At 69.3% G+C, this 14,443-nt stretch carries 8 protein-coding genes; 3 read left to right on the forward strand and 5 right to left on the reverse strand.

Features of this window, described 5'->3' with window-relative positions:
* The first annotated feature begins 53 nt into the window (after positions 1–53).
* From recC to recD, 3 genes are read left to right on the forward strand one after another with little or no spacing between them, the layout of a single operon-like run.
* Positions 54–3,401: an exodeoxyribonuclease V subunit gamma gene (recC, locus tag N5D45_RS09260; protein WP_043397652.1), complete on the forward strand. Its 3,348-nt coding sequence runs from the start codon at positions 54–56 to the stop codon at positions 3,399–3,401.
* A complete protein-coding gene (gene recB, locus N5D45_RS09265; RefSeq protein WP_164192807.1) occupies positions 3,398–7,078 on the forward strand; it encodes an exodeoxyribonuclease V subunit beta in 3,681 nt (1,226 codons plus the stop codon). The genes recC and recB overlap by 4 nt, the downstream gene beginning before the upstream one ends.
* The gene (recD, locus tag N5D45_RS09270; protein ID WP_279938802.1) at positions 7,075–8,955 is read left to right on the forward strand and encodes an exodeoxyribonuclease V subunit alpha; all 1,881 of its coding nucleotides are present in this window, start codon (positions 7,075–7,077) and stop codon (positions 8,953–8,955) included. The genes recB and recD overlap by 4 nt, the downstream gene beginning before the upstream one ends.
* 384 nt (positions 8,956–9,339) lie before the next feature.
* On the opposite strand, the gene N5D45_RS09275 is transcribed toward recD, so the two are convergent.
* The 5 genes from N5D45_RS09275 to N5D45_RS09295 are packed head-to-tail and all read right to left on the reverse strand — an operon-like array spanning position 9,340 to position 14,412.
* A complete protein-coding gene (locus N5D45_RS09275; RefSeq protein ID WP_126560700.1) occupies positions 9,340–9,738 on the reverse strand; it encodes a hypothetical protein in 399 nt (132 codons plus the stop codon).
* A gap of 50 nt (positions 9,739–9,788) precedes the next feature.
* Positions 9,789–11,828, reverse strand: a complete 2,040-nt coding sequence (locus N5D45_RS09280; RefSeq protein WP_164192796.1) for an FUSC family protein — start codon at positions 11,826–11,828, stop codon at positions 9,789–9,791.
* Positions 11,829–11,831: 3 nt separating this feature from the next.
* Positions 11,832–13,292, reverse strand: coding sequence for an efflux transporter outer membrane subunit (locus N5D45_RS09285; RefSeq protein WP_010487499.1), 1,461 nt, complete (start codon positions 13,290–13,292; stop codon positions 11,832–11,834).
* Positions 13,289–14,206, reverse strand: coding sequence for an HlyD family secretion protein (locus N5D45_RS09290; protein ID WP_191850364.1), 918 nt, complete (start codon positions 14,204–14,206; stop codon positions 13,289–13,291). The genes N5D45_RS09285 and N5D45_RS09290 overlap by 4 nt, the downstream gene beginning before the upstream one ends.
* Entirely contained in the window at positions 14,203–14,412 is a 210-nt protein-coding gene (locus tag N5D45_RS09295) for a DUF1656 domain-containing protein (protein WP_010487502.1), read from the reverse strand. Before N5D45_RS09295 ends, N5D45_RS09290 begins: the two co-directional genes overlap by 4 nt.
* Positions 14,413–14,443 lie beyond the last annotated feature (31 nt).

A 14,443-nucleotide genomic window follows, 5' to 3' on the forward strand; every position in this document is an offset into this window, starting at 1 on the left:
GTACCGGCGATGGGCTGACCATTGAATACTGCCTGCCGTCCTGCACACTGTGCATGATGAGTGACCCAGGCAGCGATTTCCGCCTCTACCATTCCAACTCCCTGGACGTGCTGGCCGCGCTGCTGGCGCGCAACGTGCGTGCGCCGGTACCGGGCCAGCCGCTGCTGGCGCCGGAAGTGGTGCTGATCCCGCAGGTGGCGATGCGGCGTTGGCTGCAGGCGACACTGGCGGCCGAGTTCGGTGTGGCTGCCAACCTCGAATTCCTGACCCCGGGTGAGTTCGTGGCGCGCGCGCTGAAGGCCAATGTCAGCGGTGAGCAGGACGATCTGGACGCCGCCGGCCTGCACTGGAAGCTGTACCAGGCGCTACGCGATCCGTTGCTGCTGGCGCAGCCACCGATGCGCGCGCTGCAGTCCTATCTTGCCGGCGATGATGCTCTGAAGCCGTGGGCGCTGGCCGGCGAGCTGGCCTCGGTGTTCGAGAAGTACCAGGCCTGGCGGCGTGACTGGCTGTTGCGCTGGGCGGCCGGGGCCGATCCGGCCGATCCGCAGGCAATCCTGTGGCGCACCATCACCCGGGGCCACGACTATCGCGCCCGCCGCATCCAGGAGTACCTGGACCGCTTCGAAGGCGCCGGCCAGCCGCTGCCGCAAGGCCTGCCGCCGCGCATGTCTGCGTTTGCGACGCTCAACATCTCGCCCGACGTGCTGCGGGTGATGGCCACCCAGGCCCGGGTGGGCGAGCTGCACTTCTACATGCCCACCCCGGTTCAGTCTTACTGGGGCGACCTGCAGACGCTGGCCGAGCGCCTGCGCAGCGGCGCGCCCGATCCCTTCGGTGAAGCGGCCGGCGAGAACCGCCTGCTGGAAGCCTGGGGTGCGGCCGGCCGCGACTTCATGGCGGTGCTCGGCAGTTACGAGGTGGTGCATCCGGCCGGCGAGATCGCCGCCTATTCCGATCCGGAGGAGGACACCCGGCCGACCCTGGACGAAGGCGGCCTGTCCGACAGCCTGCTGCATCGCCTGCAGCGCGATCTGTTCCACCGCCGCGCACTGCCCTCGGGCGAGCTGCGCGAAGGCCTGCGCAGTGACGACCCCAGCCTGCAGGTGCACGCCTGCCATACCCGGCTGCGCGAGCTGCAGGTGCTGCACGACCAGCTGCGCAGCCTGCTGCAGGATCCGCGCTTCGACCCGCCGCTGCAGGCGCGCGAGATCGCGGTGCTGGCGCCGGACATCGATCCCTATGTGCCGTACCTGGAAGCAGTGTTCGGCGGTCGCGGCGGCGAGGAGGAGCACATTCCGTATGCGCTGGCCGACAGCAGTCCACTGGCGGGCGAGCCGCTGGCCGATGTGTTCGTGCATCTGCTGGGCCTGCCGGTCTCGCGCTTTGGCTTGAACGAAGTGCTGGACCTGCTGGCCAGCGCGCCGCTGGCCGAAGCGGCCGGGCTGGAAGCGGTGGACTTCGATCGCCTGCATGGCTGGCTGCAGCAGGCCGGTGCACGCTGGGGCCTGGATGCGAAGCACCGCAACCAGCACCAGGCACCGGCCGACGACGCCTACACCTGGCAGTTCGCGCTGGATCGCCTGGTACTCGGCCATGCCACCGGCAGTGAGGCTGACCTGGCCGGTGTGGCGCCGTGGATCGAACTGGAAGGCGGCGCGCTGGACGCGCTGGACCGGCTGCTGCGCCTGTTGCGCGTGCTGGCGATCTATCAGCGTCGCCTCGGCGAGCTGCTGACCCCGGCGCAGTGGCGGCAGCGCCTGCTGTCGCTGCTGGATGCACTGCTGCCCACCGCGCCCAGCTCGCCCAACAGCCAGCGCGCGCTGGAGCGCCTGCGCAAGCTGCTCAACCAGTTCGCCGACGATGCCGCCAAGGCCGGTTTCGAAGACGGCGTGCCGCCGGAGGTGGTGCGTTCGCACTTCGCCGGCGTACTGGGGGAGGCCGATACGCGCGCACCGCTGCTGACCGGTGGCATCAGTTTCGGCCGCATGGTGCCGATGCGGCTGCTGCCGTTCCGGGTGATCTGCGTGCTCGGTCTCAATGATGGCGATTTCCCCCGCCGTGACCCTGCCGCCGGTCTCAACCAGCTCACCGCCGAGCTGGATACGCCGCGCCGCCGTCCGGGCGACCGCTCCACCCGCGAGGATGACCGCTTCCTGTTCCTGCAGCTGTTCGCGGCCGCGCAGGAGGTGTTCTATCTCAGCTATCTCGGCGCCGATCCGCGCGATGGCAGCGTGCGTGAGCCGTCGGTACTGGTCAGCGAACTGATCGATGCCGCCGCCGCGTATCACCTCGATCCGCCTGCGGCGGTCCGCGACTTCACCGTGCGTCACGCCTTGCAGCCGTTCTCGCCAGCCGCGTTCGGTGATGGCGATCCACGCCGCTTCAGCTATCGCCGCCAGTGGCATCCGGCCGCCGGTCGCCTGACCGGCCAGCGCGGTGGCCTGCAGCCATGGTTCGATGCACCGTTGCCGCCGCCGCTCGACGATGCGGTGGAAGAGGAGGTCGCGCTCGATACCCTGCGCCGCTTCCTGTGCGACCCGGCCGGGCAGTTCCTCGCACAGTCGCTGGGCCTGCGCCTGGCCGACGATGTCGAGGAGGTCGATGACCTGGAACCGCTGGTGCTGTCGTCGCGCGGGCCGGAAAAGCGCAGCGTGCAGGCGGCGGTGGTACGCGCCACGCTCAGCGGCGACACCGAGCCCTTGTACCCGCGGCTGCGCGCGCGTGGCCTGCTGCCGTCAGGTCCATTGGGCCAGCGCCAGTTCGAGGTGGAGCAGTTGAAGACACGCCCGTATGCCAGTGCGCTGCTGGGCTGGATGCAGGGCGATCCACTGGAAAGCCGCCGCTACGAAGTGGACATCGATGGCGTGCGCCTGCATGGCCGCGTGGCCGATCGGCATCCCGAAGGGCTGGTGCGCCTGCGTGCCGGCACGCTCAATGGCAATGCAGTGATCCGCCAGGGCCTGGACTGGCTGCTGGCCAACGCCGCTGGCGACGCGCTGCCCCTCGTGCAGTTCCACGATGGCGGCGATGCCGGCCCCGGCCCGCATGTGCTGCCGGCATTGAGCGTTCCGGCGGCGCGCGCGGCGCTGCGTGCGCTGCTGCAGCTGCGCCAGCGTGGCCTGCGCGAGCCGCTGCGCTTTGCCCCGTATACCGGCTGGGTGCTGTACAACGCGCCGACAGAAAAACAGCGCAGCGAAGGCTGGAAGCAATGGCACGGCAGCGACCGCACCTGGGGTGAATCCAGCAGCGACGCCTGGCAGCTGCTGCTGCGCGGCGCAGACCCGTTCGCCACCGATGCCAGTTATGCCGACCTGCTGCGCAACAGCCAGGTGGTCTTCAGCGCGGTGCGCGAAGGCCGCACTCTCGGTGCCGAAGCACGCCAGGAGGGCAACGCATGAGCGCCGCCATCGCCGAAGACGGCATCGAATCCCTCAGCCGTGATCCCTACCTGGCCCTGCCGCTGGACGGCATCCGCCTCATCGAAGCCAGCGCCGGCACCGGTAAGACCTTCACCCTGGCCACGCTGTTCACCCGCCTGGTGGTGGAGCAGGGCCTGCGCATCGGCCAGATCCTGGCAGTGACCTTCACCGACGCCGCCACCCAGGAACTACGCAAGCGCATACGCGAGCGCCTGGCGCTGGCCGCACGCCTGGTCGATCTGGAACGGGACGAGGGCGAAGCGCCGGACGTGCGCCTCACCCGCGCGGTGCTGCAGCGTCATCTGCACGAGGGCAGCGAAAGCGCCGCCGCATTGAAACGCCGCCTGCAGGTGGCCGCAGACGAGATCGATCTGGCGTCCATCTTCACCATCCACGGCTTCTGCACCCGCGTGCTGCGCGAGCATGCGCTGGAAAGCGGCCATACCTTCGACCCGCCGGAACTGCTGGCCAGTGACCGCGAGCTGCTGGAGGAACTGGCAGCGGATCTATGGCGCGTGCATGCCAATGACCCGGCCACGCTGGAGCCGCTGACCTGGCTGTGGTCCAACCCGGACGCGCTGGCCGCCGATCTGCGCGCGCTGCTGGCCGCGCCGCCACTGCATCCGTTGCCGCAGCCGGTGGCGTTGCCCGATCCGCATATGGCCCTGCAGGGCGCGGCGGAAGAGCTGTCTGCACGCGTACGCGAACACGGCGAGCAGTTCTTCATCGACCTCTGCGATGCGGTCGACAACAAGTGGCTCAACGGCGTGTCCTACAAGCTGGGCTGGCTGCATCCGCTGGGCCGGCAGCTGCTGGCCTGGGCCGAGCGCGCCGACCCGCGCGAGCTGCTGATCAGCGAACGCCTGCCGGCGCTGCTGCCGGAGGCGTTGGCCGCCAAGACCAACAAGAAATTCGCCGAGCGCACGCCGTCGTCGCCATTGCAGGCACCGCTGGCGCGCTATGTCGTGCTGCTGGCCGAACGCGATGCCTGGTTGCGTGCCACCGCATTGAATTTCCTGCACGCGCTTCGCGCCGACGCCACGCAGCGGCTGCAGGCACTGAAGCGCATCCGCCGGGTGCAGACCTACGACGATCTGATCGATGGCGTAGCGCTCGCCCTGGAAGGCCCGCAGCGACTGACGCTGGTCAGGCAGCTGCGCGCGCAGTACCGCATCGCGCTGGTTGATGAGTTCCAGGATACCGACGATCGCCAGTGGGGCATCTTCCACACCGTGTTCGGCGATTCGCCGGAGGTGCGCGAGCTGGGCCTGGCACCGGCGTTGTTCCTGATCGGCGACCCCAAGCAGGCGATCTACGGTTTCCGCGGCGGTGATATCCACACTTACCTGAAGGCCAAGCAGGTGGCGCAGCAGGCGCCGGTGCTGGACCAGAACTTCCGCTCGCGACCCGCTGTGCTGCGCGCGCTGCAGGCGCTGTACGACAACGCCGGCGAAGACGCCTTCCTCGAACGCGACATCCAGTTCGAGCCGGTGCGGCCCGGTGGCGTGCGCAGCGATGCGGACTACCAGCGCGACGGCCATGCCGCCGCGGCGCTCACCCTGCGCGTGCTGCGCAGTGGCGGTGACAAGGCGATGAGCGCCGATGCCTCGCGCGATGCGGCGACCCAGGCCTGCGTGGCCGCGATTCACCAGATCCTGGTCGAGGCGCGTGCGGGCAATGCCGTGTTGCGTGGGCGCCCGGTGCAGCCCGGTGACATCGCGGTGCTGGTGCGCTCGCATCGCGAGGCCACCCTGGTGCAGCGCGCACTGGCCGCGGTCGGCATTCCGGCAGTGGCAGCCGGCAAGCAGAGCCTGTTTTCCACGCCTGAAGCGCGTGATCTGCGTGCGCTGCTGCTGGCACTGCTGCAACCGGCCGACGAGGGCCGCCTGCGCGCAGCGCTGGCCACGGTACTGCTCGGCCAGCGCGCAAGTGCGATTGCGGCGATGGAACGCGAGGGCGACCTGCAACGCGGGTTCCAGGCGCAGCTGCTGCACTGGCGAGAGCGCTGGCAGCGCGGCGGGCCGTTCGCGGTGATCGCCGATGTCTGTGCCGCGCAGGGCGAGCGTCTGCTGGCGCTGATCGATGGCGAGCGCCGCCTCACCAATTACCTGCAGCTGGGTGAACTGCTGCAGGAAGCCTCCGCGCAGGCGCTGGGCATGCACGGGCTGCTGGACTGGTTGCAGGGGCAGATGGCCAGCGCCGACCAGGATGACGAGCAGCAGCTGCTGCGCCTGGAATCGGACGCGCGCCGCGTGCAGATCATCACCCTGCACAAGAGCAAGGGCCTGGAGTATCCGCTGGTGTTTCTGCCCTTCGTCGGCATCGACGGCGGCGCACCGAACACGGCCTCGCACTGCACGGTGCATGTGGGCGGCCAGCGCCAGCTGCACTGGAAGCTGGACAAGGACGAGGCCTGGGAAGCGGCCACCGCGCAGCGCGAACGCGAGCAGCGCGCCGAGGATGCGCGCCTGCTGTATGTGGGACTGACCCGCGCCGAGCATGCGCTGTGGATCGCCGTGGGTGATCTGGCCGGGCTCGGCAAGACGCGGCTGGCGCCGCTGCTGGGTGACCTGCAGGCGCTGCGCGCGCTCGCCGATGTGCACATCGATGACAGCGAGGCGCCGGCCACGCTGCCGCAGCTGGCGGCCGAAGTGGAAGGTGAGCTTCCAGCCGTGCGTGCACTGACCCGGCGCGTGCCGCACGACTGGTGGGTGTACAGCTTTACCCAGCTGGCCCACGCAGATGCAGGCGTTGGCAGCGATATCGAAGCGGCCGCCACCGAGCTGCCGGCACCGGCCGCCGACGAACCGGCCGGCCCGGAACTGCCATTGGAACCGGCGCTGCCTGAACCCACCGCGGCCGCCGAGGACAACGCCCCGCTCGATCCGCGCTTCATGGGCAGTCGCTTCGGCAACGTGCTGCATGAGGCGATGGAGAACGTCGACTTTGCTGCCTGGGCTGACTGGCAGCCGGGCCTGGAAGCCCCTGAGGGGCAGGCCGAGGTGCTGCGCAAGGCGCTGCACGACGAAGGCTATGCCGATGTCGATCTGGACGACGGCGTGGCCGTGCTGGTGCCGCTGGTTGGCCACACGCTGACCGTGCCGCTACCTGAAGGCGGTGCGCTGCACAGCCTGGGTGAAGGCGAGCGCCGCGCAGAAATCGACTTCCATTTCGCCATCGAACCGACCACGGTGCCGGCGCTGCTGCAGGTCCTTCATGCGCACGGCGTTTCCAGTGGTCGTCGAGGCTTCGGCCAGCGTCGCCGCCTGGAAGGGCTGATGACCGGCATGATCGACCTGACCTACGTGCGCGACGGGCGCTGGTACGTGCTCGACTACAAGTCCAACCGCCTGCCCGGCTACAGCCCGGACCTGCTGGCCATTGCCATGCGGCACAGCGAGTACGACCTGCAGGCGCTGATCTACACCGTGGCCCTGCATCGCTGGTTGCGCTTCCGCCTGGGCGCGGCCTACGACTACGAACGTGACATGGGCGGCATCCGCTACCTGTTCTGCCGCGGCCTGGATGGCACCGGCAATGGCGTGCATGTGGACCGTTTCCCGCTGGCGTTGGTGGATGCCCTGGATGCGTTGTTCGCCGGTGGCGAGCAGGCCCAGGCCGAACTGGCCGCACGTGCACGTGGAGCCAGCGCATGAGCCTGCTGAAGGAACTGCACCAGAAGGGCCAGCTGCGCACCCTTGATCACGCGTTGGCGACCAGCCTGCAGCGGCTGCGCGACGACACGCCCGAGAGTGTGGCGCTGGCGGCGGCGCTGGCCTCGCTGGCGGTATCGCAGGGCCACGCCGCGTTCGATCCGGCACAACCGCAGCGGTTGCTGGAAGGCGTGCCCGAGTGGCCTGCCGCGCACGACTGGATGGCACAGTTGCGTGCGTCGCCGTGGGTGGCGACACCCGAGCAGTCCGACGCCATCGCCGAGGATGCGCCACTGGTGCTGGAGAACGGCCTGCTCTACCTGCGCCGCTATCGCGAGTACGAGCGTCAGTTGGCGGCCGGGCTGCAGCGCATCGGCCGGCATCCGCTGCCGGCGCCGGACATGGCGGCGTTGGCGCCGCTGTTCGCGCAGCTGTTCCCGCAGGCATTGAACAGTGAAGATCACCAGGCACGCGCAGCCGGCGTGACCCTGCGCCATCCGCTGGCACTGGTCACCGGCGGCCCCGGCACCGGCAAGACCACCACCATCGCGCGCCTGTTGCTGCTGCTGGCGGCGCAGGCCCGGCATGCCGGCCAGCCGCTGCCCGAGGTGGCGTTGGCCGCGCCGACCGGTCGCGCTGCCGAGCGCATGGCCGAGAGCCTTCGCGTAGCCGTGCAACGGCTGCAGGAACAAGGAGTGGATGCGACGTTGTGCACGGCATTGCCCAGTACCGGCACCACCCTGCATCGCCTGCTCGGCGTGATTCCCGATTCACTGCGCTTCCGCCACCACGCTGATAATCCACTGCCGGTGGATGTGGTGGTGGTCGACGAAGCGTCGATGATCGATCTGCCGATGATGGCCAAGCTGGTCGATGCGATCGCCAGTGGCACCCGGCTGATCCTGCTCGGCGACCCGGACCAGCTGCCGTCGGTGGAAGCCGGCGACGTACTCAGCGCGATCCTGCGCGCCAGCGGCGATGGCATCGGCACCCGCGCCGACGACGCGCAGGCACTGCATGGACTGCTGGCGCCGGCCACCTTGCAGCCGCCGGCGGCACCACGCGCCTTTGCTGGCCGCCGCGTGCAGCTGCAGCGCGGTTACCGTCAGAGTGATGCGCTGGACCTGGCGCCGCTGGCGCATGCCGTGCGCGAAGGCGACAGCAGCACCGCATTGCAGCTGCTGCGTGGCGGTTCACTGGCTGGCGTGCATTTCCATGAAGGCGAAGCCGACCCATTGCGTGGCCAACGCGAGCATCTGCTCGGCCACTGGCGCGCGCTGGCCGAGGCCGCTGATCCGGTAAGTGCCCTGCAGCAGGCCGGGCGCCTGCGCGTGCTGACCGCATTGCGCGAAGGCCCGCAGGGCGCGCGCGGGCTCAACAGCCGCATCGAACAGCTGCTGGCCGGCAACACCCCGGGCTACTTCCAGGGCCGCCTGCTGCTGGTCACCGAGAACAGCTACCGGCACCGCCTGTTCAACGGCGATATCGGCATCTGCCTGCGCGATGGCAGCGGCGCGATGGTGGCCTGGTTCCCCGGCGATACCGTCGAGCAGCCACGCGCCTTCCACCCGGCCGCACTGCCCGCGCACGAAAGCGCGTTCGCGATGACCGTACACAAGGCACAGGGCTCGGAGTTCGACGAAGTGTGGTTGCAGCTGCCACGCCAGGATAGCCGCGTGCTGTCGCGCGAACTGGTCTACACCGGCCTGACCCGTGCCCGCCAGCGCCTGCACGTAGCAGGCAGCGCAGAGGTGCTGCAGGCCGCATTGAAACGCCACGCCAGTCGACTGGGTGGCCTGGCCTGGCGGCTGGGCGTGGAAGCGGTGGCCGAAGCACCGGCGCGCATCGAACAGCCTACGGTGCAGGGCAGGTTGTTCTGAACGGGGGTCGGATCCCGTTCCCTTCGGGAACGGGCTCTGACCCCTTCACCTGATCGCCAGGCAGAAGCAGTCGAGCATGACTCGACTCTACAACAGCGTACTTCGATCATTCCGACGTTCATCCACGCATGCCGTGGATCTACCGTGTCGACCAAGGTCGACACCCACCAGAGCAGAACGCCGTGCCGACAGCTCGCAGGAAACTGTCGAAGGCGGGGTGGGTCCGGTTGAGGGGGTGTGAGCGGCATGGATGCCGCGACCAAGCCCCCATGGATGGGTTTACGGCGTCCCCCTCAACCGGACCCACCCCGCCATCCCAAGGAATACCCGCTTTTGACGTTGACGTTGATTCGGCAGGTGCAGGGCGCAGCCCTGCCGCCCCCGTCATTCCGCGATCAGCACCAGGCCATCGGGGAACACGATCGCCGCTTCATCGGCGCTCACATCGAAGAACCCCACGCCGTGCTTCTCGGCCAGGTCCTGCACGCGACCATGCGCGTGCTCGGCCACCGAATAGGTGAATGCGCCATAGATCACCTGCTGACCGATGCTGTACTCGGTCACTTCGGCACGATCGTCATCGTCGTTGCTCAATGGGCCGTTCAACGGCGGGAAGTCCTGCGCCATCTCCGTGAACCACGCCTGCAGCGCCGGGCTGCTGACGGCCGGGTCGTCATACTCGTGGCGCTCGTTCCACTGCGTCTGCTTTTCGAACCAGGCGATGAAAGCCGCCGCCTCACGTGGGGCGGCGCTGGCCTCGAACACCATCATGTCGTAACTCATTGAACCGTCCTGTTGCAGTGCCGGGGTCTGCGGGCACACAGGGTAGCGCGCTACGTCTGCGTCGCCGTGTCCATTGCCAGCCCCGGCGCCAACGCTTTCGCCTCCGGGAACAACGCAAAGCGCAGCCCGATCAGGCCCATCAGCGCCTCGTCGCGGGCCTTGCAGGCGCCCACGCTGCCGACCCGGCCCAGCGAGGTATCCAGCCGCTCACGCAGCGCCTCGGCCGCCACAATGGGTTTGCGCGCGGCGATCTGACGGCGGTAATGCACGGCGATCTCTTCCAGGATGTGCTCGACCGCTTCGCGGCTGCGCTCGGGCAGCTCCAGCCGCGCGCGGCGCAGCTGCAGGATGTTCAGGCCGATGCGCGCCTCATTGAGCATGTCCACCGAAGCGATGTCACTGCCCTCGGGCGTCGCCGCCAGGCGCGGTGCGAGCAGGCCCAGCAGGTCGAGCATGCGCGCGGCGAAGCGCTGGCGGTCCTGCTGGCCACGCCCTTCGGCGGCTTCGGCCAGCGTGGTCCAGCCCTGCCGCACCAGCCGGCGCGCGGTCCATTCGGCACCCACCGAACGGAACAGGCGGGTCATCACCACCGCAAAGCCAATGCCGATGAACATTGCGATGGACGAGTTGAGGAAGGTCTGGATGTTGGCGCTGTAGGTGTTCTGCAGGCTCAGCAGCGCGGCCAGGTTCACTGTCAGCGGCAGCGCGAACAACGCGCTCTTGGGGTGGTGCAGCATCAGCCCCAGCGGCAGGAACGCCACCGCCAGCACCAGTGCCAGCAGGCCAAAGTCGTGCACGGCCGGGAACACGCCGAACAGGTACACGCCGGCCACCACCGAGGCGACCATCGCCCACACCAGGAACGACACCATGCTCGGTGCCGGATCGTCCTGTGCGGCGAAGAACGCGGCGGTCACCGCGGCCATCATCGCGCCGTTGCCGCCGCCTTCCCAACCCAGCGCGATCCACAACACGCAGTAGCTCATCAGTGCCACGCCGGCACTGAGCGCGGAGAACAGCGCCATGCCGTAGTCGACGTGCTTGTCGGCGGCCACGCGTTCGGTGCGGATGCGGTAGTGCGCGCGGTCCAGCGGCGCGGTGCCGTGGTCGATGGCGTGCTGCAGGGTGCGGCAGTCCTGCCACAGGTCCACCAGTTCTTCCAGGCGCAGCAGCAGGCTGGCGAGCTGCAGGTGCTGCAGGTCGCGGTCCACCTGCGGCTTCAGCGCACTGATGCGCGCGCGCAGGCGGGCGTACTCGCTGGCATTGGTCGGCCCGTCGAGCCAGTCGTGGATGTCGTCGATCAGCTCCGGCAGGCCTTCCGGCAACGCCTGGCCATCGCTGCGCAGCGCACTCAGGCGGTCGGCGATCGAGGACAGCACCGGCAACAGCAGCAGCATGCGCTCGCGCAGGCGCTCCATCGATACCGCCGACCCTGCATGGCGTGGATCATCGCGGCGCAGGAATTCGATCAGCGCCTCGAACTGCACCAGATCGGCGGCCAACCGGTTGCGCGGCGCGTGTGCACGGCCACGTTCCAGGATCTGCCGGCACCACTGCGCGGCGTCCTCCATCCAGTTGCCGATGCGGGCGCGCAGCATCGGGCGCACCGAGGCCGGGAACAGCAGCGAGGCGAACAGCACCGCCACCACCGTGCCGAGGATGATCTCCTCGCTGCGCGCCACCACCGTGTCGAAGATGGTTTCCGGCGAGGTCACTGCGGGGAAGCCGATGAAGGCGGTGGTGTAGCCGGCCAACAGGAACGCGTAGCCGCGCGGCCCGCGGTTGAGCAGGGCCATGAACAGGCAGCCGGCCAGCCAGATCGACATCGCCGCGCTCAGGACCAGCGGCGTTTCCACCAGTGCCGGCAGCACCAGCAGGGTGGCCAGGCCGGCCACCAGGGTGCCGACGATGCGGTACACGCCCTTGGCACGGGTCGGGCCCAGCAGCGGCTGGCTGACGATGTACACCGTGCCCATCGCCCAGTACGGGCGCGACAGGTTGCCGGCCATGGCGATGTACAGCGCGGCCACCGCGGCCAGGTAGGTCTTGATCGAGAACAGCCAGGCCTGGCGGTCGGTCAGCGCGTTCATGGCTTACTTCGCTGCGGTCGGGGTGCCGGCCGCAGCGGTGCTGGCTTGCCAGCCGCCGCCCAGCACCAGGAACAGATGGATCTGGTCGCGTGAGACCTGCGCTTCGGCGGCGGCCAGGGTGGCATCGCTGGTGGCCAGGCTGCGGTCGGCATCCAGGCTGGACAGGTACGGCGTGCGGCCACCCTGGTACAGCCGGCGGTTCTGCTCGGCAGCCAGTGCGGCCTGCTCCTGCGCGATGCGCAGCGACTGCAGCCGGCGCAGGTCCTGCGCATAGCGGTCCAGCGCGGTCTGGGTCTCGCGCAGCGCCTGCAGGACCGTGTGGTCGAACTCGGCCAGCGCCGCGTCGGCACCGGCTTCGGCGGCGTGGATGCGCGCGTGCGTGCCCGACGACGGCAACGTCCACGAGATCAGCGGGCCGATCGACCATTGCTGGGTCATCGGCGTGCCGAAGTCTTCCAGCAGGCCGGCGGCACCCACCGAGGCACCCAGGCGGATGTCCGGATACAGCTCGGCGGTGGCCACGCCAATGCGCGCGGTGGCCGAGGCCAACTTGCGTTCGGCCTGGCGCACGTCCGGGCGGCGCTGCAGCAGCGCGCGGCCATCACCGACCGGCAGCGGCTGCGCCAGGCCGGGGGCGTGTGCACAGTCGATCACGCCAGCCGGCAGCTGGCCCGGGGTCTGCCCGAGCAGGGCGGCCAGCGAATAGGCGGCCGCCGAGCGCTGCGCATGCAGCGGCGGCAGTGCAGCTTCCAGCAGCGCCACCTGGGCATTGGCGCGGGCCAGCTCCGGCGGCGTGCCACGGCCAGCCGCGATCAGGCGCTCGGTAACGGTGCGGCTGCGCTGTTGCAGCTGCAGCGAATGCTCGGCCACGTGCAGTTCGTGGTTGGCATGGCAGATTTCCAGGTAGCTGTCGGCCACCTGGGCGACCACACTGACCTGGGCCAGATCGCGTGCCGCCGCCACCGACTGCTCGTCGGCACGCGCCGCTTCGGCGCCGCGCTTGAGCTTGCCGAACAGGTCGAACTGGTAGCTGACCGCGAACTTGCCATCGGCCAGGTTGATCACCGGCAGCTCGTGCTCCTGCAGGAACGATTCGGCCGACAGCTGCGCGCGGCTGACGCCGGCCTCGGCCTCGTACTCGAAGCCGCCGGCGTCCAGCGCCTGTTCGTACACGGCGGCGGCGCGGCGCAGGTGCGCATCGGCGGCCTTCAGTTCCACGTTGTCACGCAGCGCCTGGGTGATCAGCCCGTCCAGCACCGGGTCGTTGTACAACGACCACCAGCGGTCGGGCAGCGCCTGGTTGGCGGCCACCTGCGGGTTCTGCGTATCGATGAAGGCCGCATTGGCCTCCGGGCGCTTGAACGCCGAGCCTTCCGGCAGCGCGTAGTCCGGGCCGACGGTCCTGCACGCGGCCAGGCTGGCCAGCGCGACGATCAGGCCGAGACGGGGCAGGGTGGCGTTCACAGGCCCGCCTGTGTCGGCGCGGTGCCGACCTTGTCTGCATGCTTGGTGCTGTTGGTCTGTACGGTCACCGTGGCGGTACGGCCGGCAATCAGCTCAACGCCCTTTGGCACTTCGTCGATGGCGATGCGCACCGGAATGCGCTGCGCCAGCCGCACCCAGTCGAAGGCCGGGGTCACGTTCGGCAGCAGGGTGCTGCCGTTGCTGCGGTAGCGATCCTCGATGCCGGCGGCGATGCTCTCGACATGGCCGCGCAGCGGCGCCGATTCGCCCATCAGGCGGATGTCCACGCGCTGCCCCGGGGCCACGCCGCGCAGGCGGGTTTCCTCGAAGTAGCCGTCGATGCGGAACGAGCCGGTGTCCAGCAGCGCCAGCACCGGCTTGCCGGCCACCACGTAGTCGCCCACGCGCATGGTGCGGTCGTTGACCCGGCCATCGGCCGGTGCGCGCACCTCGGTGCGGCCCAGGTTGAGCTCGGCCAGGTCGACCGCCGCCTGTGCGGTGCCCAGCGCAGCCTGTGCAGCCTGCAGCTTGGCGCGGCGCACTTCGGCGTCCTCGGCGGCGACCAGATCCTGCAGGCTGCGGTCACGGCCGATTTCGCGGCGCAGCTGCGCCACCGAGGCCTGGCGCTCGGACAGGCTGGCCTTGGCCTGTTCCAGCGCGATGCGGTAGCGCGCGCGGTCGATCACGAACAGCACGTCGCCCTTCTTCACCGCCTGGTTGTCGGCCACGTTCACCGTTTCCACCAGCCCGGACACGTCCGGTGCCACCTGCACCACGTCGGCACCGACATGGGCGTCGCGGGTCCACGGCTCATCCATGTAATAGACCCACAGCTGGCGCAGCACCAGCAGGGCGACGATCACGGCTGCGCTGGTCAGCAGTATGGGCAGGGTCTTCTTCACGATCTTGTTCACGATTGCATCCAACGCAGGAGGTGGAACAGCAGGCCAAGCACGATCCCGTACAGCGCCAGGTTGAACAGCGCCGGGTGCCATACATGGCGATAGGCGCCGGCACGCTGCAGCAGCGCGTGCAGGCCGCTGTTGACCAAGTAGGCCAACAACATCAACCCGAGCAGGGTCGGGACGAACACTCCATGGAGACTGAATTCACCGGGCATCGGAAGGGGCGGGGGCGAGGTGGGGGAGGGG

It is taken from the genome of Stenotrophomonas sp. GD03819, assembly GCF_029841665.1.
GTDB classification, from domain to species: Bacteria; Pseudomonadota; Gammaproteobacteria; order Xanthomonadales; family Xanthomonadaceae; genus Stenotrophomonas; species Stenotrophomonas geniculata.

Coding starts and splice junctions, on each gene's coding strand:
- recC (WP_043397652.1), top strand. CDS start 54: ATGATGAGTGACCCAGGCAGCGATTTCCGCCTCTACCATTCCAACTCC.
- recB (WP_164192807.1), top strand. CDS start 3,398: ATGAGCGCCGCCATCGCCGAAGACGGCATCGAATCCCTCAGCCGTGAT.
- recD (WP_279938802.1), top strand. CDS start 7,075: ATGAGCCTGCTGAAGGAACTGCACCAGAAGGGCCAGCTGCGCACCCTT.
- N5D45_RS09275 (WP_126560700.1), bottom strand. CDS start 9,738: ATGAGTTACGACATGATGGTGTTCGAGGCCAGCGCCGCCCCACGTGAG.
- N5D45_RS09280 (WP_164192796.1), bottom strand. CDS start 11,828: ATGAACGCGCTGACCGACCGCCAGGCCTGGCTGTTCTCGATCAAGACC.
- N5D45_RS09295 (WP_010487502.1), bottom strand. CDS start 14,412: ATGCCCGGTGAATTCAGTCTCCATGGAGTGTTCGTCCCGACCCTGCTC.